General features: G+C 45.2%; 20 protein-coding genes and 2 tRNA genes. 17 read left to right on the forward strand and 5 right to left on the reverse strand.

Features of this window, described 5'->3' with window-relative positions:
• Window positions 1–67: 67 nt before the first annotated feature.
• The 3 genes from znuA (at window position 68) to G511_RS0102895 (ending at window position 1,377) form a co-directional block, all read left to right on the forward strand.
• The gene (gene znuA, locus G511_RS0102885; protein WP_036551038.1) at window positions 68–1,021 is read left to right on the forward strand and encodes a zinc ABC transporter substrate-binding protein ZnuA; all 954 of its coding nucleotides are present in this window, start codon (window positions 68–70) and stop codon (window positions 1,019–1,021) included.
• Between the two features lie 98 nt (window positions 1,022–1,119).
• Window positions 1,120–1,206, forward strand: a tRNA-Leu gene (locus G511_RS0102890).
• Between the two features lie 84 nt (window positions 1,207–1,290).
• Window positions 1,291–1,377 (forward strand) — tRNA-Leu (locus G511_RS0102895).
• A gap of 192 nt (window positions 1,378–1,569) precedes the next feature.
• On the opposite strand, the gene G511_RS24785 is transcribed toward G511_RS0102895, so the two are convergent.
• Window positions 1,570–1,695 carry a hypothetical protein gene (locus G511_RS24785; protein ID WP_281170390.1) on the reverse strand — a complete coding sequence of 42 codons (126 nt, stop codon included), beginning with the start codon at window positions 1,693–1,695 and terminating at the stop codon, window positions 1,570–1,572.
• Window positions 1,696–2,724: 1,029 nt separating this feature from the next.
• Between G511_RS24785 and G511_RS24285 the strand changes: the two genes are divergently transcribed.
• Window positions 2,725–2,901, forward strand: a complete 177-nt coding sequence (locus G511_RS24285) for a hypothetical protein (protein WP_156905133.1) — start codon at window positions 2,725–2,727, stop codon at window positions 2,899–2,901.
• A gap of 52 nt (window positions 2,902–2,953) precedes the next feature.
• On the opposite strand, the gene G511_RS0102915 is transcribed toward G511_RS24285, so the two are convergent.
• Window positions 2,954–3,697 (reverse strand): HAD family hydrolase, encoded by a 744-nt coding sequence (locus G511_RS0102915; RefSeq protein ID WP_028468299.1) that lies wholly within the window; start codon window positions 3,695–3,697, stop codon window positions 2,954–2,956.
• A gap of 203 nt (window positions 3,698–3,900) precedes the next feature.
• Between G511_RS0102915 and G511_RS0102920 the strand changes: the two genes are divergently transcribed.
• The 7 genes from G511_RS0102920 (at window position 3,901) to G511_RS0102945 (ending at window position 10,010) form a co-directional block, all read left to right on the forward strand.
• On the forward strand, window positions 3,901–4,620 hold the full coding sequence (locus G511_RS0102920) for a hypothetical protein (RefSeq protein ID WP_051221468.1): 720 nt from the start codon (window positions 3,901–3,903) through the stop codon (window positions 4,618–4,620).
• Between the two features lie 188 nt (window positions 4,621–4,808).
• Window positions 4,809–4,880: a pyrroloquinoline quinone precursor peptide PqqA gene (gene pqqA / locus G511_RS24110; RefSeq protein WP_084332595.1), complete on the forward strand. Its 72-nt coding sequence runs from the start codon at window positions 4,809–4,811 to the stop codon at window positions 4,878–4,880.
• Window positions 4,881–5,014: 134 nt separating this feature from the next.
• Window positions 5,015–5,947, forward strand: coding sequence for a pyrroloquinoline quinone biosynthesis protein PqqB (gene pqqB / locus G511_RS0102925; RefSeq protein WP_028468301.1), 933 nt, complete (start codon window positions 5,015–5,017; stop codon window positions 5,945–5,947).
• 8 nt (window positions 5,948–5,955) lie between these two features.
• Window positions 5,956–6,729 carry a pyrroloquinoline-quinone synthase PqqC gene (pqqC, locus tag G511_RS0102930; RefSeq protein WP_084628990.1) on the forward strand — a complete coding sequence of 258 codons (774 nt, stop codon included), beginning with the start codon at window positions 5,956–5,958 and terminating at the stop codon, window positions 6,727–6,729.
• Window positions 6,726–7,001 carry a pyrroloquinoline quinone biosynthesis peptide chaperone PqqD gene (gene pqqD, locus G511_RS0102935; RefSeq protein WP_051221471.1) on the forward strand — a complete coding sequence of 92 codons (276 nt, stop codon included), beginning with the start codon at window positions 6,726–6,728 and terminating at the stop codon, window positions 6,999–7,001. The genes pqqC and pqqD overlap by 4 nt, the downstream gene beginning before the upstream one ends.
• Window positions 6,998–8,155, forward strand: coding sequence for a pyrroloquinoline quinone biosynthesis protein PqqE (gene pqqE / locus G511_RS0102940; RefSeq protein ID WP_028468304.1), 1,158 nt, complete (start codon window positions 6,998–7,000; stop codon window positions 8,153–8,155). Before pqqD ends, pqqE begins: the two co-directional genes overlap by 4 nt.
• Window positions 8,136–10,010, forward strand: a complete 1,875-nt coding sequence (locus tag G511_RS0102945; protein ID WP_028468305.1) for an alpha/beta hydrolase family protein — start codon at window positions 8,136–8,138, stop codon at window positions 10,008–10,010. Before pqqE ends, G511_RS0102945 begins: the two co-directional genes overlap by 20 nt.
• 16 nt (window positions 10,011–10,026) lie before the next feature.
• Here the strand turns inward: G511_RS0102945 and G511_RS21610 are convergent, their stop codons facing one another.
• The gene (locus G511_RS21610; protein WP_051221473.1) at window positions 10,027–11,286 is read right to left on the reverse strand and encodes a peptidoglycan DD-metalloendopeptidase family protein; all 1,260 of its coding nucleotides are present in this window, start codon (window positions 11,284–11,286) and stop codon (window positions 10,027–10,029) included.
• Window positions 11,287–11,465: 179 nt separating this feature from the next.
• On the opposite strand from G511_RS21610, the gene G511_RS0102955 reads away from it, so the two are divergent.
• Together G511_RS0102955 and G511_RS0102960 are read left to right on the forward strand one after the other, a co-directional pair.
• Window positions 11,466–12,083, forward strand: coding sequence for a gamma-glutamylcyclotransferase family protein (locus G511_RS0102955; RefSeq protein ID WP_028468306.1), 618 nt, complete (start codon window positions 11,466–11,468; stop codon window positions 12,081–12,083).
• Window positions 12,084–12,365: 282 nt separating this feature from the next.
• Entirely contained in the window at window positions 12,366–13,313 is a 948-nt protein-coding gene (locus G511_RS0102960; protein ID WP_028468307.1) for a DUF808 domain-containing protein, read from the forward strand.
• Between the two features lie 53 nt (window positions 13,314–13,366).
• Here the strand turns inward: G511_RS0102960 and G511_RS0102965 are convergent, their stop codons facing one another.
• On the reverse strand, window positions 13,367–14,491 hold the full coding sequence (locus tag G511_RS0102965) for a porin (protein ID WP_028468308.1): 1,125 nt from the start codon (window positions 14,489–14,491) through the stop codon (window positions 13,367–13,369).
• Window positions 14,492–14,831: 340 nt separating this feature from the next.
• Between G511_RS0102965 and ercA the strand changes: the two genes are divergently transcribed.
• The 4 genes from ercA (at window position 14,832) to G511_RS0102985 (ending at window position 21,518) form a co-directional block, all read left to right on the forward strand.
• A complete protein-coding gene (gene ercA / locus G511_RS0102970; RefSeq protein WP_028468309.1) occupies window positions 14,832–15,995 on the forward strand; it encodes an alcohol dehydrogenase-like regulatory protein ErcA in 1,164 nt (387 codons plus the stop codon).
• Window positions 15,979–17,715 carry a hybrid sensor histidine kinase/response regulator gene (locus G511_RS0102975; RefSeq protein ID WP_028468310.1) on the forward strand — a complete coding sequence of 579 codons (1,737 nt, stop codon included), beginning with the start codon at window positions 15,979–15,981 and terminating at the stop codon, window positions 17,713–17,715. Before ercA ends, G511_RS0102975 begins: the two co-directional genes overlap by 17 nt.
• Before the next feature lie 106 nt (window positions 17,716–17,821).
• Complete coding sequence (gene nosP, locus G511_RS0102980) at window positions 17,822–18,964, forward strand: nitric oxide-sensing protein NosP (RefSeq protein WP_051221474.1); 1,143 nt, start codon at window positions 17,822–17,824, stop codon at window positions 18,962–18,964.
• The gene (locus G511_RS0102985) at window positions 18,957–21,518 is read left to right on the forward strand and encodes a hybrid sensor histidine kinase/response regulator (RefSeq protein WP_028468312.1); all 2,562 of its coding nucleotides are present in this window, start codon (window positions 18,957–18,959) and stop codon (window positions 21,516–21,518) included. Before nosP ends, G511_RS0102985 begins: the two co-directional genes overlap by 8 nt.
• Here G511_RS0102985 and G511_RS0102990 read toward each other — a convergent pair.
• Window positions 21,515–22,183 (reverse strand): response regulator, encoded by a 669-nt coding sequence (locus G511_RS0102990; RefSeq protein ID WP_028468313.1) that lies wholly within the window; start codon window positions 22,181–22,183, stop codon window positions 21,515–21,517. The genes G511_RS0102985 and G511_RS0102990 overlap by 4 nt on opposite strands.
• Window positions 22,184–22,219 lie beyond the last annotated feature (36 nt).

Here is a 22,219-nt window from a genome sequence, read left to right on the forward strand (position 1 = left end):
TTTGTTATATTGTAACAACTATATGAGCTTGTTATATTGTAACATCAAATTACGCTGGAAAAAGAGCATGCACCTACAAAGATTATTATCGTCACTACTACTTACCTTATTTATACCTGTTGCAGGGGCAGCAGAGTTAAAAGTGCTCACGAGTATTACGCCCGTACAGCTTATCGCGAGTGAAGTACTAGCCGGTGTTTCACAGCCTGAAGTGTTATTGCCCCCTGGTGCCTCACCGCATCAATACTCTTTACGCCCCTCGGATGTGCGCAAAGTGAAACAAGCTGATCTGATTTTTTGGATTGGACCTGAATTGGAGCGTTTTCTAGAAAAAACGCTCAGTAAAACAGATGCGACAGTCTTGTCTTTTCTGGAAGAAGAGGAAGGGCATCAACACGAAGGCGAAGCGGCTCATGAAGAGGAAGATGAGCACGGGTCACAGCATCATGATAGCGATGAAAACCTTTTAGAAAGCAGCAAAGAACATGACGAGCACGACCACGGAGGTATTGATCCTCATCTTTGGCTTGACCCTGCACATGCACTGGAAATGGCTGAAATAATTCGTGATGCAGCAATCAAAGTAGCGCCAGACAAGCAAGCGTTGCTCGAACAAAACTATGCAGAATTTGCAGCCGGTTTATTAGAAAAAGACCAACTAATAATGTCTCAGTTGGCCCCTTTAAGTGATCAAGGTTTTGTCGTATTTCACGATGCATACAGCCGCTTTGTTAAGCACTACAACCTGCAACAACTCGGCGCGGTGACTATTAATCCATCACGCAAAGCAGGGGCAAAGCATTTAAGCGAGCTACGTGAGGCGGTCATCCAGAGTAAAGCTGTCTGTATTTTTAGCGAGCCACAATTTAGTGCATCCATACTGAAAACAATTGCTTCTGGGACGAATGTTCGTACTGCAGAGCTAGACCCTCTGGGGCAGAGCATAACACCTGGAAAAGGTGCTTATCTGGCGTTCCTTTCTGATTTTTCACAGGTCTTTAAGAAGTGTTTACAGGATTAAAGAAAGCCTAGCAGCTGTGGCCTATTGAAATAGCTAAATTACATTCTGAACGGCTTCCAAAAGACAAAGCTGGTCTATATAATACCGCCCACTTTCGAGCAGATGTGGTGGAATTGGTAGACACGCTAGCTTCAGGTGCTAGTGCCTTCACGGGCGTGGGAGTTCGAGTCTCCCCATCTGCACCAAACTCTGAATCTTCAGGCTTGGTGCGCAAAGTAGAAAATTAAAAGGTGTGTTTTCTGCATGCCTTCTTTAAAAGTAAGACCGATGCAGATGTGGTGGAATTGGTAGACACGCTAGCTTCAGGTGCTAGTGCCTTCACGGGCGTGGGAGTTCGAGTCTCCCCATCTGCACCAATCGGTTAATGCTGTGTTCGCAACATCCCTCATCTTGTTACGCCTATCAACTTCTATTTTTGCTGACTTTTGTCTTCATACTTTGCGTGCGCATAGCTGCGCTCATTTGAGCTTAGCTAAGGCGTGTTTCACGATTTTCGGGCATGAAAAAGCCGGGACAAACCCGGCAAAAAGGTGGGTGGAAAAGGGGAATTACTTCGCGAGAATAATAATCTGCATAATGGCGGGTAAAATAGCGATAGCGAGTCCACCTAGCACCATTAGGATCGAGGGAACTACACCAATTACTTCAACGCCTTCTTCATGTGTATGTGTCATTGTCGTATCTCCACGCATGTTTGTTTAATTACCATAGATATTGCAATGACAGTGCCAGTTTTATACTTTGTGCTATAACTGCTTGTTTCTGGTTGGTTTTATTAATCAGCGGTGGCAGAGCCGCGATAGTGGAATAACTTGAAGTGACACAGATTTAGTCAATAGTGGCATTTTGCTGTCATATTTGTCTTAGGGTGCAGAGGCTAAAACTGCCTTGTTCAGTGCACCCTTTAGCGCTTTTAACGTTCTTCCTTAATAAAAAAGAAAGTAGTGATAACTCATTGATCTTTAAAGTGGGAGGTTTATGCTCACTGTAAGGGAGTGAATAGTAGTAAGAGCATGGAGGCTTCTTTTGTATATCGACGCCACATCCATGAACTCCTCAAGTTATTGATTTGTGAACTACTTGCCGTTTTATAAGTGCCTAAGGGCAGGCGTTAGCGAGATTAAGCTCAGACTATGGAATTTAAGCTTTCAAAAGATAAGAGACGTAGCAAGGCACATGCATTTTTTTGGATTGTTCTGCTTTCATCTTTTTTCTATTCAATATTTGAGGATTTCCTTCCTACATCATTAACATCAAAATACGGTTTTTATGCGGCGTGCTTTCTTACAGGTGTATACATGCTCGTTAGCTTCAAGAGCACCGTCTCAATTTATAAATTAAAATATAAAAAAGAGAGCTCGTGGGTTCATTACTTTTTTACCTTGATGGCTTATGCATTCACTCTTTGTATCTCTTGGGTTTTATTCGCGCACACAGTTCCAACTTTATACACAAGACTTCAAGGTCAGAGCCATATTTTTAATGCATCAGCAATAACAACTAATAAGTACGAAAGATTTGCTTGTGATTATCGAAGCGAAGGTGGGGTTATTGAGAGTGGTTTTCCTCGTCATCTATGCATAAGCCAATCAATCTACAAGTCTAATAGCGATCAATTTCGACTTTCCGGTTATAAGTCATATTTAGGGGGGCTTATTACGAAAGTCACTCCTATTTAATCTCGCTAACAAGGTCGTCAATAAATGGCTCAGAGTATATCTATCTATAGATTCACCAAGCATGCTCAGCTTAAGCGCTCGGTAGAGACTGCCATAGATGAGCTGATCGAAAGCTTAAAAATGAAATATGGAATCAAAAAGTCAGTAGAAGTTGTTTATGCCGTTAACGGTTTTTATCTGTTGGCTATAGAAAAGGATTAGATAAGCCGGATTAACCTGTTTGCGCGCTTGATAGCGCGCATAGTAGGTTTTTTTACTGTTGATGTAGCTTGTTTACCAGTGCGGGTATTTCGGAAGGGTGCACGATTGTATGGCTTGGGTTGATGCCTAGTTCTGCATCCAATGGGCGCTGGTGTTGAATCCATACCGATGTAATACCGCTGTTGTTAGCGCCGGCAATATCTGACGCCAGACTGTCGCCCACATGGATCGCTTCATGGGCTTCGCAGTTGGCGAGTCTAAGGGCTTTTTCAAAGATTGAGGGGAAGGGCTTTTCCTCTGGCTCTTGGCCACCGATAATCAGATGATCCACATGTTCGATCATATTCACTTGCTCAACCTTGGGAACCTGTGAAAACGCAGGTCCGTTGGTGATCACTACCAGTGTAAAAATCTTACGCGCCTGGGCTAGCCATTCTTTAATGCCGGGATAAAAATCAAAGGCGTCGATACGATCCTGATCAAATTTGTTCTGCAGGCTTTGAATTGATTCATCGCTCAGGTCATTCACGCCGTGTTCGGCCATCAGGTCTCGAATGAGTTGTACGCGAAAAGCCTCTTCACTTTGTTGTTCAATAATCGGCATATAGCGCGCCCGTTGTGCGCTGCTCCATTCACGGTAAATACCCGTTACATAGGCATCGGCAAACCTCTGTCCGTCAAATGCTTTACCATGCTGTGTTTGTAATGCCTGTGCCATTAATAACTTGGCCTTCTCATTAGCGCCAGGTGTATCGCAGAGGGTTTCATCCATATCGAGGAAGAGGGCTTTTAGCATGGGGACTCCGTGAACTTGTAATAATGCAGTGCATGATAACGTAAGCAGGGAGAGTGGCCCAGTAGCAAGTGTTTGCTTTATTCATGGCTCATGTAACCTTGTAAGCGGGTATTAAGACAGGTTTTATTAGCTACAGCAGGTGTTAATCCAAAGCAGAGTGTTGCTATGCTGCTAGCAGCCTTAGGGCATTAAAAGGGAATACAATGTTAAAACCTTCTGTGGATAAGTCCGATATGGAAAATAGTCAGTTTTTTAAGCAGGTTTGGCGCATTAATGGCGTCATTATTCTGGTGGCCGGTTTGTTGGCCATTGGTGTTCTGATGTTTGCTACGTATCAGATTTTTAAAGAGACAATACGTGAGCGTGGGGTTAGCGGTATTGTGAATATAGAAACGTCTGCTGAGGTTAAAGAGAAGTGGCAGTTGGGTTACCTCTCGTCAATACAGGGCACTCCTTTTGTGATGATTCCGTTAAGCTCGGATCAGCAATATTCACAGTCATATTATGATAAATCGGCGTCTTCCATACGTAATTACTTGTTTATCAACAAGCAGGAAAACCAGCAGCACTGGCTGTTAAGCGACAATAAACATCTCATAATGAAAGCCGATGTGTTGTCTGAGAGCACAAGCACCGGCCAAGCAGTAGCACTGGCAATTCTCTTTACGGTGATAACCTCAGATACAAACAATGATGACAGGCTCACGGCTAAGGATGTTAAAAACGTAGCGATATCGCTGCCAAGCGGCCAAGCCTACCGTGAAGTGTTGCAGGGTATCGATCGTGTGGTTGGTTACTCTTTAACGGGTCAAGAATCATTATTGGTTGTGTATCAGAGAGGTGATATTGGCTACACGGCGACTATAAATTTGGCCGATTTCAGTGTGTCTACAGAAAAGGCACTACCAAAGATACAGAATTAAAGCAGGGGCTAAAACAGGAATGCGCTAGGCTTAATCAGATTTAGTGTTGCACTACACTTACAACCCTACGACCAAAACAGGTGGTTTCTCGTTCCAAAGTACCATATAGGTATCTATTGACCTCTCATATGATTTAGTGAGTCTTCGGACATTTCTCATATCACTTAATCACAATAGAGGTACCTACTATGTGGACTAAGCCAGCTTATCAAGATCTGCGTATCGGCTTCGAAGTAACAATGTACTTCGCAAACCGTTAAGCATTGACGGTGCTCCGTGTTCAGAATTAAGAGTACAGAGTGCCTAGACCAGCGCCGGGTTCATGCTCACCGGTGCTGCGTTTCTAGCATTTTATAATAATAACGATTAAACGCTTCTGAGCCATGAGTCTTTTATGAAAATACAGGTGTTAGGTTCTGCCGCCGGTGGCGGTTTCCCGCAATGGAACTGTAATTGTCGCAATTGTAAGGGGTTTCGTGATGGCACCTTAAATGCCAAAGCACGAACGCAGTCTTCTATTGCGGTGAGTATTGATGGTATTGAGTGGATTTTGTTCAATACATCTCCCGATATTCGCGAACAATTAGCAGCGTTTGCTCCCATGCAACCCGCCAGAACTATCCGTGATACGGGTATTGCCGCTATCGTCTATATGGATAGCCAGATAGACCACACCACGGGTTTGCTGATGCTGCGTGAAGGTTGCCCGCATCAGGTGTGGTGTACCGATATGGTATATCAGGATCTGACAACAGGCTTTCCGGTGTTCTCTATGTTGAAGCACTGGAACGGTGGCATTGAGCGTCACACTATTCCTGTTAGTAGTGATAGTAATGCAGAGGGTAGTAGTTTTGTGGTGCCTCAAGTACCGCAGCTAAAACTAACGGCTATTCCTTTGCGTAGCAGTGCACCACCTTATTCGCCACACCGTAATGACCCTCATCCTGGGGATAACATTGGTATTCTCATAGAAGATACACGTAGCGGAAAAACGCTGTTCTATGCGCCGGGTTTAGGAAAAATAGAACCCCATTTGAATCCTCTTATGTCTAATGCTGACTGTTTACTGGTAGACGGCACCTTGTGGCGTGAAGACGAGATGATTACCGCCGGTGTTGGCGATAAATTGGGCGTCACCATGGGGCACTTACCACAGTCTGGTGAGGGTGGCATGATTGAGTATCTGGATACGCTTACCAAGCCGCGCAAGATACTTATCCACATCAATAATACAAACCCGATTCTGGATGAGGACTCTGCCGAGCGTAAAGAGGTGATTGCGCACGGTATTGAGATCTCTTATGACGGGATGAGTATCGAGTTGTAGGTGTTTCTATGAGCCATCAAGCAGGTAATGCAAATACATTACCTATGACACGTAAAGAATTTGAAATTACTTTACGTGCCAAAGGGAATTTTTACCATACGCAGCATCCATACCATATAGCGATGTATGAAGGGCGCTGTACACCAGAACAAATTAAGGGTTGGGTGGCGAACCGTTTTTATTACCAAATTAGTATTCCGGTAAAAGATGCGGCGATTATGGCTAATTGCCCAGACCGAGATGCACGCCGCCAATGGGTGCAACGGATTTTGGATCATGATGGTTATGAAGGTGCTGAAGGCGGTATTGAAGCATGGCTGCGTTTAGGTGAATCGGTAGGTTTAACGCGTGAAGAGATACTCTCTGAAGAGCACGTATTACCCGGTGTTCGCTTTGCTGTTGATGCATACATTAACTTTGCACGCCGGGCTAATTGGAAAGAAGCTGCTAGCTCCTCATTAACAGAGCTATTTGCCCCCATGATTCACCAAAACCGCTTGGATACTTGGCCGACACACTATCCGTGGATAAAAGCGGAGGGTTATCAGTACTTTCGTAACCGTTTAACCGAAGCTCGCCGTGATGTTGAGCATGGTTTGACGATTACACTTGATCACTACACAACGCGTGAACAGCAAGATCGGATGCTAGAGATACTACAGTTCAAACTTGACATTCTCTGGAGCATGTTAGATTCGATGACCATGGCCTACGAGCTAAACCGGCCGCCTTACCATACGGTCACGGATCAGCGCGTTTACCATCGAGGGCTATCCGTATGATGAGTATGGAGATGATCCCCGTATTAGAAAGTATGTTTCGTTTTCAATGGGAAGAAGCCCAGCAGTGCTATGTACTGCTCTATCCAGAAGGGATGGTAAAGCTAAATGGCCCGGCAGGTGAGATTTTGTCATTAGTCGATGGGAAGCGTAACCTAGTTGATATTATCGGCCTGCTTGTTGATAAATATCCACAGGCAGAAGATCTTGATAAAGATGTGGTGGTGTTTATAGATGACGCCCTAGAGCAAAACTGGATTAGAGGTGTGGTATGAGTGGTAGCTGCCAGGGGAAACCCTCTTCATTGCCTGAAACCCCTACTCATGGGCAACCGCTCTGGTTATTAGCTGAGCTAACCTATAAATGCCCCTTACAGTGCCCGTATTGCTCTAACCCGAAAGACTTTGCCGATTTCACTGAAGAACTAACGACAGAGGAGTGGATAAAAGTATTTGAAGAAGGCCGCAAGTTAGGCGCAGTGCAGCTCGGTTTTTCTGGTGGTGAACCTTTGGTACGCCAAGACCTGAGCAGGCTAATTCATGAAGCACGCAAGCTAGGTTATTACACTAACTTAATCACCTCGGGTGTTGGTCTGAACGAGCGCAAGGTAGCGGAGTTTCGTGATGCGGGGCTCGATCATATCCAAGTGAGCTTCCAAGCCAGTGATGAAAGCGTTAACAATATGTTGGCAGGTTCACAAAAGGCGTTTCAACAGAAGTTAAAAATGGCCCGCGAGGTAAAAGCTCAAGGTTATCCTATGGTGCTTAACTTTGTTACACATCGGCATAATATTGATCAAATAGACCGTATTATCGAGCTTTGTGTTGAGTTAGAGGCAGATTATGTTGAGTTAGCTACCTGCCAATATTACGGTTGGGCGTATGAAAATCGCCAACAATTGATGCCCACACGGGCTCAACTGGAGCGTGCTGAGCGTATTACTAACGAATATCGTGCTAAGCTGGCCGCTGCGGGTAATCCGATTAAATTAATCTTTGTTACCCCCGACTATTACGAAGAGCGCCCTAAGGGCTGTATGAATGGCTGGGGGCAAGTCTTCTTGACAGTAACACCAGACGGGCAAGCATTGCCGTGCCATAGCGCAAGAATGCTGCCTATCGAGTTCCCTAATGTGCGTGAGCACTCGCTTGACCATATCTGGAATGAGTCATTTGGTTTTAATCACTTTCGTGGTTATGAGTGGATGAAAGAGCCATGTCGCTCGTGTGATGAGAAAGAGAAAGATTTTGGTGGTTGTCGTTGTCAGGCGTATATGATGACAGGCGATGCGCATAATACTGACCCTGTGTGCAGTAAATCCTCGCATCATGACATCATCCTAAACGCTAGAGCTGAGGCCGAAAAGCCCGCCGCTGAGCCGTTCTTATACCGTAACGAGCGTAATTCACGTGTCTTCTGTAAAGGCTAAAACGCCATTAATACCACTGACTGCTGAGCAGGCAGTCGCTGGGCTTAAAGATTATGGGCAGCTCGCCTGTGATGCAGAGGGTGTTTTATTTTGGGTTGAGTACCGCCCAGAAGAGGCTGGACGAAACTGCCTCATTCGCTATGCAAATGGACACCCGCAGAACCTAACCCCCGCTGAGTTTGATGTACGTAGTACTGTGCATGAGTACGGTGGTTTAAGCTGGTGTTTAATTGATTCACAAAGCTGGGTTTTTGTGAATAAGCAAGATCAACAGCTATACCTGCAAACACTTCATATAGAACCACCTAAACAGTTAACATTCCATTTGGAATCTAGGTTTGGTGAGCCTCATTATGATGCGCAACATCACCGTATTATCATGCTTGAAGAGATGCATTCCAGCAAGAATGTATTAAATCGTGTCGTGTCTTTGTGTTTGTCCAGTGGTCGCTTGACGGTATTGCACCAAGTGCATGATTTTTATAGCTCTATCGCGCTTTCATCGGATGGCCAGCATTGTATTTTTATTAGCTGGGATCACCCCAATCAGCCATGGATAGCGACTCAGCTGCATCATTGCTCATTTGATGCTACAGGCCATGTGATTGATGCTTGCGTCTTGTCAGGGAGCCGTGATGTAGAAGAATCAATTTTACAGCCGTCGTTTGATGAAGAGGGCAATGTTTGGGCGGTTACCGATCAGTCGGGATGGTGGAACCTGAGTTGTTACGATAGCAAGCAGCAAGTATTCACACCCTATTGGTCAGTAGAAGCGGATTGCACGACAGCACCTTGGCAGTTTGGTGGTTATCATTATGCGATTACACAGCGCAAAATCACGCTGGTGCGCCTCCAGCAAGCGTCAGCTGCTTTATTGCAGCTACACAAAGGTGAAGTGATTCGCCAGCTTGGCAGAGAGTACAGCCAGTTTAGGTCAATGATTAGCACTGCGCATAAAATATACGCTGTTGCGAACTCTCCCTCTTGTTTGCCAGTGGTGATCGAGATTGATCAGTTTAGTGGCAAGGCGCTAGAGCTATCTGGTTCTGTAAATAATCTCACTGAGCTTTCATTACCAAGGCATGTTAGTTTTCCGGTAAAAAGCGGCGAAGCATTCGGTTTGTTTTATCCCCCGCTTGATGGATATCTTGCTAAGCAAGTTGGTGATTCTCCACCGCCCTTGGTGTTGTTCTTTCATGGAGGGCCTACGGCGTGTGCCTACCCCGTACTAAATCCGCGTATTCAGTATTGGACGCAGCGCGGTTATGCCGTGATGGATCTAAATTACCGGGGTAGTAGTGGCTATGGCCGTAATTATCGATTGCTGTTACATAAGCAGTGGGGCATTAGTGATGTAGAAGATGCAGACGCTGCCGTTGATTTTTTATCAAGCAGAGGCTTAATTAATGCACACAAAGTGTTTGTGCGTGGCAGCAGTGCTGGTGGCTTTACGGCGCTAGCGGCGTTAGCTTTTTCAAATCGCTTTGCCGCAGGGGCCAGCTTGTATGGTGTTACAGATCCTTTAGCCCTTGCCAAGGCCACGCATAAGTTTGAGTCGCACTACCTGGACTGGCTTATTGGCTCACCTCTTACAGAACAAGAGGTTTATCAGGCTCGTTCTCCTTTAGCGCATGCCAAGCAGATTCAGGTGCCGGTGATTTTTTTTCAAGGGGAGCGAGATGCGGTGGTTGTGCCGGAGCAGACGCGAGCCATGGTACAAGCGTTAAATGATCAATCGATACCTGTTGAAGCCTATTACTATGCGCAAGAGGGGCATGGCTTTAGATCGAGTGAGAACTTGGCTGATGCACTGGAAAAAGAGTATGACTTCTACCAGCGTATCGTTGACGCATGATTTGGGCTTTTCTGCTTTAACCCATTTTCTTTTTGTAAGCCGCTACCATCTTCTTAAAAGCAGTGCGGTTTCTGCCTTCAATCTCGGTCATGATAGGAATATCTGAACTCATAGCATTTACTGCACGATTATTTATATGTAGTTCGTAATGTAGATGAGCCCCTGTTGAGCGCCCTGAGTTACCTGATAAAGCAATTTTTTGGCCACGAGATACGCGCTGGCCTTTACGAACATAAGCCTTCTTCAGGTGCAAATAACGTGTTTTGTACTTCTGGCCGTGTTTGATTTTGATATAAAGGCCCGCATACGTGTGCTTCTTTACTTCAGTGACAATACCATCTCCGGTTGATAATACTGGTGTACCAATCGGAGTGGCAAAATCGGTACCATTGTGTGGCCTAATTAAGCGAGTAATGGGATGGCGGCGCCTAGGGTTAAAGCCAGAGGTAATACGGAACTTTTTAACCAAGGGATAGCGGGAAAAAGCACGCTCTAGGCCGACACCTTTTTTATCGTAATAGCTGTCTTTATAGAGATAAGCAGTGACTTCTTGTTTGCGATTAATGATACGGATGGCTTCAACACGCGTTTCGCCTGTCTCTTGGCCTTCAACCGCTTGTTTGGAGCGAATAATCTGAAAGGTATCGCCCAGACGGAAACCTTTATTAAAATTGATTTTTTCTTTCAATAAAGAGGATATTTCCATGATGTCGCCAGCTTTAAGGCCAGCACGAGATGCTGAGTTATAAAAACTACCTTTAACATCACCAGCCAGTACTTCTTGCTTCCAAGTACCTGGAATAATCAACTCTTGGTACTCAAACCCACCGGCAGCTACCTGTTGATAAACAACCTTGTGTGCCAGGCTGAACTCGATTTCTAATCTGTCTAGTTTCTGTGTTTCTGTGTTTAACCAGAAGCGTAATGTATTACCTGGTTTTAGTGTGTCCAATGCAAGAATGGCAAGGTCGGTTTCTAAAATGGCATACATGGTTGATTGCGGGATACGCAACAGCTCAAAAATTGAACTTAGAGAGTCTCCTTTGGAGATACTGTAGGCGTAATTTGCTGGGTCTTTACTGTCAGTTTTGTATTCAAAGTCGCTAAGGTCGACTTCTGAAGAAGCAAGCTTTGGTAGTGTCAGTGTTTTGCTGGAATCGTTTCCACCCAAGAACAGTATTAAAAATACTAATAGAGCAAGAAGCACAGATAGAAATTTGTGGAGCGAAGGTAAACGGGACCAAAAAAGATCCGCATTCATCATAACTTGGCGCATATAAGCGTAAAACCATACAAAAGATGAGATATATGGCGGTTAAAGTAGCTGATTAGGCTTTATATGCCAAGCCTGAAGGCCTATTTACGGGTGCAAATAGTGTATTTATGGGCTTTTCATCGGGGAAGGCATCCCGCAGAATGAGTTTAGTTTAAAAATTATTAGAGAAGCACACATCAATGAGTACGCTGAATAAGCACTATATTTTTGGTTACGGTAGTTTAATCAACAGCCTTAGCCGAGCGGTAACAGGAGAGTCTGGTGCCGTGTTGCCCGTAAAAGTGATGGGATATGAAAGATCTTGGTCGGTGATGTCACCTGACTTTGGCATGAGTTCTGTTGCTGTCGTGCAGCGTGAAGGCGCTTATTGTAACGGTGTGTTGGTCGAAGTGCCTGAGAGCGAAATTCCTCATTTTGATTTGCGTGAGCAGGGATACGAGCGTTCAAGAATCGAGCCTCATCAGATAGAGGCTTATCAAGAGATTGTTTTGCCAGAAGGGACCTTGTGGATCTACCACGCCTGTGAAATTACTCCCCCTACACAAGATTGTCCCATCGCCTTGAGTTATGCCGACGTAATTTTAGCGGGTTGTATTGAGCATGGTCACGAGTTTGCTTGTGAGTTTATATCTTTAACAAAAGGCTGGGAGTTTCCGGCACTTAATGATCGCATCACGCCTCGTTACCCACGTGTACAGCCACAGCTTTGTACGCACAAAATCAACATGTTTATTGCGGGGGCGATTAATTTAACGCAGGAAGAGTTATCTGTGCCCTATAAAGAGCCTAAACAGTAACTCCAAACTCCCTTCTGTAATCTAATACTAAAGCAGCAAAGCGACAGTAGTAGTAAATTTGCGCTTTTGCAGAAGGGATTAAAGCCGCAAGAAAAAGCATAATTTACCTGTTGTTTCTTCAAGCCATTCCTGTTTTTTCGTTGGTATTCTACTGTTATCAACAGGTCTTTTTGCCCGCATCTAATGCGGGTTTTTTTATGCCTGAAAGGTTGTAGAGTCAGACATTATTCATCGTAATCCGCTATGATTTAGCTCTTTGTGTTTCTATAAGTAGGATAAAAGATGGCCGGTTCTAGCCTGTTAACCTTAATTGATGATATTGCGACGTTACTTGATGATGTGGCGTTAATGACCAAGATAGCTGCTAAAAAGACAGCAGGAGTCTTAGGTGATGATCTTGCTCTTAATGCTGAGCAAGTCTCGGGTGTCAAAGCCGACCGTGAGTTACCCGTTGTTTGGGCTGTTGCCAAAGGCTCGCTACTTAATAAAGTTTTTTTGGTGCCCGGAGCTTTAGCGATTAGCTATTTTCTGCCATGGCTCATTATTCCTATGCTCATGCTGGGAGGGTTGTTTCTGTGTTATGAGGGCTTTGAGAAGGTCGCTCATAAGTATCTTCACAGTGCTGATGAAGATAAAGCACACCGTGCTGAGCTTGAAGCCGCAATCGATGATGCCAGTGTTGATATGGTGGCGTTTGAAGCAAAGAAAATCAAAGGCGCTATTCGTACCGATTTTATCTTATCCGCAGAAATTATTGTTATTACTCTGGGAACGGTTGCAGGAGCGCCGTTGGTGACTCAGTTGGCCGTGCTTATCACAATAGCATTAGCGGTTACTGTCGGTGTTTATGGGATTGTTGCTGGTATCGTGAAATTAGACGATTTGGGTTTTTATCTGAACGCTAAAAAAGGAGTGAGTGCTTGGATTAGCTTTCAGAAAAAGCTGGGGCATTGGATTATTCTCGCTGCGCCTTACCTGATGAAAGGGTTAGCAACGGTAGGTACTATCGCTATGTTTCTTGTTGGTGGCGGTATTATTTCGCACGGAATCCCTGTGCTGCACCACTTGATAGAAGGTGCTGAAACTAAAGCTGAAATGCTACCGGCAGTCGGTTCTATTTTAGGTGCTTTGACGCCGACGTTATTGAATTTTGGTATTGGTATAGTTGCGGGTGCTTTAACTGTCGCGGTTGTGAGCTTAGGGCAGAAAATCTTTAACAAAGAGAAGTAGCAGAAAAACCACAGAGTGAAGTGAAGGGGGCCGCACTCTGTGGCAAGTGTTGCTTACCAGGTTAATACGGCACCCAGTGCAACAGTGTCCGTTTCACGGGCGTCACTTTCTGTACGGTCGTACTCTGCTACTAGTTTGAGGTTGTTATTCACTGTATGGAACCAAGCAACGGCGGTATTTTGTGCATCTAGATCATTGGCTGCTGCCGTTGTGCCCCCTGAATTCTCTCCATAAGACGCCACTAGACGCTCATTACCCATAGTGTAAGACGCCTGAACCAGATAGCCATCTACATCGGCGCTGTCAGAGGTGACTAGGTTAGCTAACCCCGCCGTACCTACACCGCTAGCACTAAAACCAGAAGCGGTAAGAGATAGGCCCGATACCTTAACATTAACACCATAGGCCACGCCGCTAGAGTCAACATCAGCTGTGCCAGAGTCGGAGCTTTGCGCCATCCCGCTAATCCAAGCTTTAAGGGGGACGTTCTCGCTTAACTGTGTAGCAAAAGTTAGTTCTGCCTCTAAACGAGGTGCGCTTTCTTCTGAGCCAGCACTTGATTTACTTGGATCCATTAAACCCAAGGCCAGCTGGAAGCCATTAGATGTAGGAGTGCGATAAGTGATCTGCGCATTAGGGAAAGGGTATAAGTAACCTGTACCAATATTACCAAAGGATACGCCTTGCCCATCAACTAAGCCGTCAGTGCCTACTTGTCCGTAACCGAGTAATAGTTCATCTCCCAGGATGTTGCTGCGGCCAAATAACGAGAAGTCTTTACCGATGAGAATTTGTCCCCACTCGCCGTCGACGGTGCCGTAAAATTGACGAACATCGATACCGGTAGAGGTAAGGTTGGTATTTGCATCATTCACAGAGACCCAAAAAGAAGAGCGAGCACCGAGTTTAAGATCGTCTACCTGTTTTTTAAAGTTGAAACCAATATAGTTAGGCAAGAAACCCATTTTTACACGTGACTGGCTACGGTCTAGTGTGTTGTCGATATCATCAATTTGGCTATTTACGTAAAAAGTGTTGATGAGTCCATCGGTGCTAAAAGTAGTTTCATCTTGATCATAAAGGTTAAGACCTGCTGATGCTTGGGTGCATAGGCCAACGGCCACCGCGCAGGTTAATAGCTTTAGATGTGATTTGAGGTGTGACTTTTTATTTTTCATATTGTCCCCGAAAGTGTGTGTTTAGCTTAGCGCTGTGACGTACATATCATCGGGGTTAGCGGCCCATTGGCGAATGCCTCTTTGGCGCTGAATTGATCGGCTATTAGCCTTGTCGTACTCGTGTCTTAAAGAATCTAACTCTCTGTAATATAATGACTTAGTGCCATGGTCGTGGGTCTAGGTGTAATACTGGGAGGGGCTTTTAGTGGTAGTTTTTTGGGCAGGTGCAGCATAGCCCTAAATACCGGCTGGATTGTAAAAACTGTGTAAACTTCATATCCTCTCTAATACGCCAGATTCATTGCGGCGTCTAAGACAATAAGAAAGTTGAGTACAGTTCATGAGCACTGATATTTCTAACTTACGTAAATTTGTATCACCGGAAATTATCTTCGGTGCAGGCGCACGCCACACTGTTGCAAATTATGCGCGAACCTTTGGTGCACGTAAGGTACTGATTGTTTCTGATCCAGGTGTGATGAAAGCTGGCTGGATTGAAGATGTTATCACCAGCTTAGAAGATCAGCAGATCCCCTATGCGGTGTTTACGGATGTATCGCCTAACCCTCGTTGTGAAGAGGTGATGAGCGGTGCTCAGTTTTACGAGCAGCAAGGCTGCAATGTTATTGTTGGTATTGGCGGTGGTAGTCCGATGGATTGCGCTAAAGGTATCGGTATTGTTAGCGCGCATGGCCGTCATATTTTAGAGTTTGAGGGTGTAGATACCATCGATGTGGCCATCCCTCCGCTTATCTTTATACCCACTACTGCGGGGACCTCGGCGGATGTCTCTCAGTTTGCGATTATTTCTGATCAAAATGAGAAGGTGAAATTTTCCATTGTGAGCAAAGCTGTTGTGCCAGATGTGTCACTTATTGACCCTGAAACAACAGCAACAATGGATGGTTTTTTGAGTGCCTGTACCGGTATTGATGCGCTTGTCCACGCGATCGAAGCTTTTGTGTCTACTGGTGCAGGCCCTTTAACGGATATGCATGCACTGGATGCTATCCGCTTGATCAATATGAACATTGTTCCCCTCGTAGAAGACCCCAAGGACATGCATCTGCGTGAGCAGATTATGTTGGGCTCAATGAAAGCAGGCTTAGCCTTTTCTAATGCTATTTTGGGGGCAGTACATGCAATGTCGCATAGCTTGGGTGGCTTTTTAGACCTGCCACATGGTTTATGTAATGCGATGTTGTTGGAGCACGTGATTGATTTTAACTACTCTGAAGCGACAGACCGATTTAAAGTTGTTGCCCAAACGATGGGTATTGATACGCGTGGTTTAACCACTCCACAGATCAAGCAGCGCTTAATGCAACATGTCATCTCACTTAAAGCCGATGTAGGGCTGACGCAAAAATTAGCTGCTCAAGGGGTGAGTCTCACCGATATACCAACCTTATCGTCTAAAGCGATGAAAGACCCTTGTATCGTGACAAATCCGCGTAAATCAAACCAGCGAGATGTTGAAGCGGTCTATGAAGAAGCGCTCTGATGATAACAACCCCTCTTTTGAAGACCTGATAGGTCTTGGGGATCACTCTGCTCGTAAGAACTATTACCCTGAGCTGGCGCAAAAACTAGATGAGCTAGAAACCGAGCGTAACCGTTACAAATGGCTGTTTGAAAATGCCTTGCACGGTATTTTTCAGGCCGATCTTAGTGGGCGTTTTCGGGCGGCTAATCCCGCTATGGCAACCCTGTGTGGTTATTGCTCAGAAAGCCAGCTGGTTCACCGTATTCGTGCGATTGATCAGCAGTTATTTGTTGAGCCGCAGGACTACCAAGTACTGTTGGATCGATTGCGTCGTGACGGCAAAGTTTATCGTTATGAAACACGTTTACTCAAAGCGGATGGCGAAGCGCTGCATGTATCGATGAATGTCCTGCTAAAACAGGAAGAGGGCGACATCACTATTGAAGCATTCGTACAGGATATTAGTGAGCGTGTGCGAGATCAGGCTCGCTTAAAAAAGCTCAATGAAGAGCTTGAGCAGCGTGTAGAAGAGCGCACCAACGCCCTGGCTGCGGTGAATTCTAAGTTGTGGGAAGAGATTCGCGAGCGAGAAGTCGCGGAGCAACAGCTGACTGTCGCTAAAGATCAAGCTGAATCAGCCAATCTTAGTAAAGATAAATATTTAGCGGCGGCAAGCCATGATTTGTTACAGCCAATGAATGCCGCACGCTTGTTGGTTGCTGCGTTACGCGAGCGAGACATGGCAGCACAAGATAATCATTTGGTTGAGCGCGTTCATGTTGCTCTGGAAGGCGCTGAGAGCTTACTAACTGACCTACTTGATATCTCAAAGCTGGATCAAAATGCGGTGCAGTCTGACCCCACTGCATTTCACTTGTCACAGTTGATGAGTACTCTTGAGAGTGAGTTTAAACCTGTCGCTGAGAGTGCGGGGTTGCGGTTGAAAATACGAAGTACGGCGTGCGTTGTTAACTCGGATGCTCGTTTGTTGATGCGAGTACTTCGTAATTTTGTGAGCAATGCCTTGCGCTACACCAATAGTGGTGGAGTTTTAGTGGGCTGTCGAAAGCGGGGTGAGCATCTTGATATTCAGGTCTGGGACAGTGGCGAAGGTATCCCAGACGAGTGCCTTGTGGATATCTTTCAAGAGTTCAATCAGTTGGCTCAACATCGTAATGGGATGCGCACAGGAGTAGGGCTTGGCTTAGCCATTGTTGAGCGTACCGCCCGGGTACTTGAACATCCTATTTATGTTGAATCAAAAACCGATAAGGGATCTGTATTCTCTATAAGGGTGCCTTTGGCGGTAGCCAGTAATAGACCACCGCTGCCGGTTTCTCATGTACAGAGCAATAGCCATTTTTGTGATGAAGTTGTCTTGGTGGTCGATAATGATCGCGATATTTTGTTAAGTATGAGTACTTTGCTAAAGCAGTGGGGGCTTAGGCCTTATACCGTCACGGATGCCGCTAGTGCTATTAAATTATGTCAGCAGTACAGTGTTATTCCGCGGGTGTTATTGCTGGATTATCACCTTGATAATGATGAAACCGGTATCGATGTGCTGGAGCAATTAGAACAACACTTTGATGAAAGGGTACCCGCAGCAATGCTCACGGCAGAACGAGCAGATCAAAGTTTGAAGTTGTTTCGTGAACTAGGGCTACAAGTGCTAAATAAACCGGTTAAACCCGGAAAGTTGCGTGCGTTCTTAACGCATGTGTTATCAGTGCCCTGATAATTTCTGCAAGTGCGAAAATATTTAGGTCGCAAGTAGTATGTTCTCTACTTAATAGTCTGCCTAGACTGAAGAGAGATCTCATCAGATAAGGATAGTCATATTAATGTCTGAACCAGCCGTGTCTTGTTTTTCCAATCAAAGCGACCCGTTTTCTGCAGCCGCAGAGTTGCGCCAACAACTACGTTTTGATGATTTGAGCTTCGTGTTGTTCTTCTGCTCGACAGAATATGATTTAGAACAGCTAGCAGAGGCAATGAACTTTGCATTTCCTGATATAGCGTTAGCTGGCTGTACAACGGCAGGAGAGATAACCTCTGAAGGTTATGCGCAAGGGGCAATCAGTGCCATCGGTTTTAGTCGCGGCCATTTCACGGTAGAGACCTGTCTTATTGAGGCGATGGATAATTTCACGCTAACGCAAGCGCAGTCGGTGGTTGAATCCTTTATTAATAAAGGCAGGAAGAAGCAGCTAGCGCCGATTAAAGGTAATAGCTTTGTATTAACGCTACTTGATGGCTTGTCGGTTCAGGAGGAACAAGTATTAGCAACACTGAGCTCCGCACTGGGAAACATCCCACATTTTGGTGGATCGGCAGGTGACGATGTTCATTTAGCTCACACACATGTTTTTGCCCATGGTGCTTTTCACACAGGCGCAGCGGTAGTACTGCTATTTAATACGGATTGTGAGTTTGAAGTGTTTACCACGCATCACCTGGAGCCTTTAAGCGAAAAGCTGGTGGTGACAGCGGCAGAGCGAGATAGCCGTAGGGTGTTTGAGCTAAATGCAGAGCCTGCTGCTCAAGAATATGCCAACCTCATTGGTGTATCAGTCGATGAGTTAAACCCAGAAGTGTTCGCACTTAACCCCTTGGCGGTTAAAATTGGCGAAGTCTTCTATGTACGCGCGATTCAAAAGGTCAATCCTGACCTGAGCCTGACATTTTACTGTGCGGTTGAAAATGGCATCGTACTCACACGGATGCAGCGTGGTGATATGTTGAGAAACCTGACAGTGCAGCTGGAACGCATCGAAGAGAAAGTCGGTTCACCGCAGCTAATTATTGGCTGTGACTGTTTTTTACGTCGTCTTGAAGTTGAGCACCTGGGTATATCAACACAAGCTTCTAATCTGTTACGTCAACATAAAGTGGTTGGTTTTAATACGTACGGTGAACATCTAGAAGGTATGCATATCAACCAGACATTTACTGGTGTTGTCATAGGGAGACCTTGTGATGATTGAGGCAGAGCAAGCACGCTTGGCTCAGTTAGAAAAGGAGAACTACAAGCTCCAACGAATAAACCAAGCGTTGATTGAACGAGTGGAGTCCAGCACTGCTCAAGGGGCTAACCCGTATGCGGCTTTTGAGCATTCCGTTGTATTGGCTGATCAAGTACGTGAACGCACAGAAGCGTTAAACGAAGCGTTATCAGAGCTTAAAAGTAGCCATCGTGCCTTAAAAAGCGCTAATCAAATAGCAGATCTTGCCAACCAGCGTTTGGTAGATGCTATTGAAAGTATTTCTGATGCTTTTGTGCTGTTTGATCGTGAGCGGCGTATTGTTTTGTTTAATAGTCAGTTTCAGTCTGTTTGGAAAAATACAGGACAGGTTATTGCCACCGGAACCACCATTCAGGATGTGCGTCGTTTAGCAGACGAACATGGCCTGATAGCAGAAGAGTATGGTGAAACGGGTGATGGCAATAAAGTGTTCCGCTTGTCTTCTGGGCAATGGGTACAGATGAGCGAACGTCCTACAGCGGATGGCGGCATGGTTGTTTTATACACGGATATTAGCCAATTGAAGGCATCCGAAACACAACGTAGAGAAGCAGCCTTAGCGCAAAAGTCTGAGTTGTTACAGCGAACTGTGGATAACTTGTCACAAGGTGTGGCCTTGGTTAATGCCAGTGATCAGCTTGAGATTTGGAATGACCGTTTCTTGACGTTAACCGGTGTTTCTCGCTCTGAGGCTGAGTCTTATCCTCCGTTTCGAGCGTTAAATGTTAGGCACTTTCATGATATGAAAGCCAAAGGTGGCCAATCTGACACCTCAAATGTGATGCGTCATGATGAGCATATTATTGAAGTGAGGACACACGCCATGCCTGATGGCTGGTATGTGAATACTTACACCGATATTGCTGAACGCTACCAATATGCAGAAACCTTAAAAGAAAGCGAGCAATGGATACGCTTAATTACCGACCACGTACCTGCACTGATTGCTTATGTGGGTGATGACCTTTGCTATCGCTTTACCAATAAAGTTTATGATGAGTGGTATGGCTGGGAGAGAGGGGCTTTAGCAGGAGAAAGTATTACTCAAGTGCACGGAGAGCAAAGCTTTCTCGAGCTACAACCTTATATCAAACAAGCTCTGTCTGGCGAAAATGTCACCTTTGATATAGCTGAACGTAACGGTGAAGGTGAGCAGCGTCACATGCTCAAATCCTATGTGCCTAATATAGGTGCGGATGGTAAAACGGTCGGTTTCTTTGTCATGATTCGAGATATCACTGATCGTCGTAAAGTGGCTCTAGAACTTGAAGCGGCCTATCAAAACCTTGAGCATCGTGTTGATGAGCGCACTTCAGAGCTCACGGCTGTGAATGAGCACTTACTCTTGGAAATAGAAGAGCGTACTCAAGTAGAAGCACGCCTACGTGAAGCTAAAAAAGATGCAGAGCAGGCGAACTTGTCGAAGACTAAGTTTTTGGCGGCGGTTAGCCATGACTTGCTACAACCGTTAAACGCAGCGCGCTTATTTACGGGGGCTCTTTCCGAAAAACAGCTAAGTGAAGCGACACGTCCTCTAGTTAATTCGGTGTCTCATGCACTTAGCGATGTTGAATCATTACTCGGTACATTGGTGGATATTTCTAAGTTGGATGCCGGTGTTGTTACGCCAGATATAACCACATTTAGGGTGCAAGAGTTAATGGCGAATATCGCCAATGAGTTTGGTCAATTTGCACAGCAGGAAGGACTAAAGATGTCCTATATTCCATCATCTGCAGTGATATCCACAGACTCGCAATTGTTGGCGCGTATTATTAGGAACTTTCTTTCAAACGCCATTCGCTACACCTCTTCTGGCCGTATCTTATTCGGCTGCAGGCGTAAGCAACACTCACTGATCATTGAAGTGTGGGATACCGGTGTGGGTATTCATGAAACACAGCTGCTGGAGGTTTTTCAGGAGTTTAGACGGCTTAATCCCCAGGACCAAGGGCAAGATAAAGGCCTTGGGTTAGGACTCGCTATTGTGGATAAGATTTCAAGAGTACTAGCGCATCCTATCTCAGTGCGGTCCATCAGGGGTAAGGGCTCAGTGTTCTCTGTAGAGGTGCCGTACGGTGAACTCGCTCTATACTCGGCCATTCCTGTATTAGGTCATGAGGTTGCTCAGGATTGCCTGCGAGGCGCGCATATATGGGTGATCGATAATGACCTAGCCATTTGTCAGGGAATGCAAACGTTACTGGAAGGCTGGGGTTGTTGTGTAACAACTGCTTTATCATCAGAGCATTTATTAGCTTTGGTTGATCCGGCTAGTGACCCCGTAGACCTGCTGATTGCAGACTATCACTTGGATGATGGTAAGAATGGTGTGGATGCAGCACGTTCGATCTCTCAAAGAATGGCAGGTGAGTTGTCCGTGTTAATGATTACGGCTAACTACAACAAGGATCTGAAACAAGAGATTCGTGAACTGGGCTATATTCTGATGAATAAGCCCGTTAAGCCGTTAAAACTAAAAACGACTCTGCTGCATCTATTGAAAAATCGCTAGCGTTTTAGATATTCACTAAAATTGATATTACCTGCTGATAAAACCGCCTGAATACGGTTGTGTACGTTCAGCTTGCGCAAAATAGCAGACACATGGGCTTTTACAGTTGTCTCTGCAATATTGAGATTATAGGCAATCTGCTTGTTTGACTCACCTGTGGACATTCTTTCTAAGACGAGTAGCTGACGACGGGTAAGTGATGACAACGCCTCAGGTGCAATACGGTTGTCGTCGTGACGTGGTTGGCGTCGTGTTTCCGGTGAGTTACTGCGAATAATGTCAGAAGGTAAATAAACATTACCGGCCAAAATTTGCTTTAAAGCATCGGTCATCTGCTCGCGTGAGGATGACTTAGTGATAAAGCCCACAGCACCGTAAGTAATTGCTTGAAGTACGATCTGTTTATCTTCTTCTGCTGAGACAATCACGACAGGAATAGTCGGGGATTCGTTGCGTAAGGTGATAAGGCCATTTAAACCATTCATACCCGGCATATTTAAATCTAATAGAATGAGATCTAAATCGTCATGCTCGAGTGTGGTCTCAAGTGCGCTTTCTAGGGTTTGGGTTTCAAGTAATTCACAGTCAGGAAAACTGGTATGAATGACATTGCTAATTGCTTCCCTAAACAGAGGATGATCATCCGCAATCAGTATTTTATACACAAGACTCTCCCTTACTTATAGTTATTATTGATCAGA

This window comes from Neptunomonas japonica DSM 18939, from assembly GCF_000422765.1.
GTDB lineage: Bacteria > Pseudomonadota > Gammaproteobacteria > Pseudomonadales > Balneatricaceae > Neptunomonas > Neptunomonas japonica.

Excerpts from the sequence above, each read along its gene's own strand:
- G511_RS0102920 (WP_051221468.1), top strand. The coding sequence starts at position 3,901 with ATGTTAAAACCTTCTGTGGATAAGTCCGATATGGAAAATAGTCAGTTT.
- pqqE (WP_028468304.1), top strand. The coding sequence starts at position 6,998 with ATGAGTGGTAGCTGCCAGGGGAAACCCTCTTCATTGCCTGAAACCCCT.
- pqqC (WP_084628990.1), top strand. The coding sequence starts at position 5,956 with ATGAGCCATCAAGCAGGTAATGCAAATACATTACCTATGACACGTAAA.
- pqqB (WP_028468301.1), top strand. The coding sequence starts at position 5,015 with ATGAAAATACAGGTGTTAGGTTCTGCCGCCGGTGGCGGTTTCCCGCAA.
- ercA (WP_028468309.1), top strand. The coding sequence starts at position 14,832 with ATGAGCACTGATATTTCTAACTTACGTAAATTTGTATCACCGGAAATT.
- G511_RS0102955 (WP_028468306.1), top strand. The coding sequence starts at position 11,466 with ATGAGTACGCTGAATAAGCACTATATTTTTGGTTACGGTAGTTTAATC.
- G511_RS0102985 (WP_028468312.1), top strand. The coding sequence starts at position 18,957 with ATGATTGAGGCAGAGCAAGCACGCTTGGCTCAGTTAGAAAAGGAGAAC.
- G511_RS0102915 (WP_028468299.1), bottom strand. The coding sequence starts at position 3,697 with ATGCTAAAAGCCCTCTTCCTCGATATGGATGAAACCCTCTGCGATACA.
- G511_RS0102975 (WP_028468310.1), top strand. The coding sequence starts at position 15,979 with ATGAAGAAGCGCTCTGATGATAACAACCCCTCTTTTGAAGACCTGATA.
- G511_RS24785 (WP_281170390.1), bottom strand. The coding sequence starts at position 1,695 with ATGACACATACACATGAAGAAGGCGTTGAAGTAATTGGTGTAGTTCCC.
- G511_RS0102960 (WP_028468307.1), top strand. The coding sequence starts at position 12,366 with ATGGCCGGTTCTAGCCTGTTAACCTTAATTGATGATATTGCGACGTTA.
- znuA (WP_036551038.1), top strand. The coding sequence starts at position 68 with ATGCACCTACAAAGATTATTATCGTCACTACTACTTACCTTATTTATA.
- pqqD (WP_051221471.1), top strand. The coding sequence starts at position 6,726 with ATGATGAGTATGGAGATGATCCCCGTATTAGAAAGTATGTTTCGTTTT.
- G511_RS24285 (WP_156905133.1), top strand. The coding sequence starts at position 2,725 with ATGGCTCAGAGTATATCTATCTATAGATTCACCAAGCATGCTCAGCTT.
- G511_RS21610 (WP_051221473.1), bottom strand. The coding sequence starts at position 11,286 with ATGCGCCAAGTTATGATGAATGCGGATCTTTTTTGGTCCCGTTTACCT.
- nosP (WP_051221474.1), top strand. The coding sequence starts at position 17,822 with ATGTCTGAACCAGCCGTGTCTTGTTTTTCCAATCAAAGCGACCCGTTT.
- G511_RS0102965 (WP_028468308.1), bottom strand. The coding sequence starts at position 14,491 with ATGAAAAATAAAAAGTCACACCTCAAATCACATCTAAAGCTATTAACC.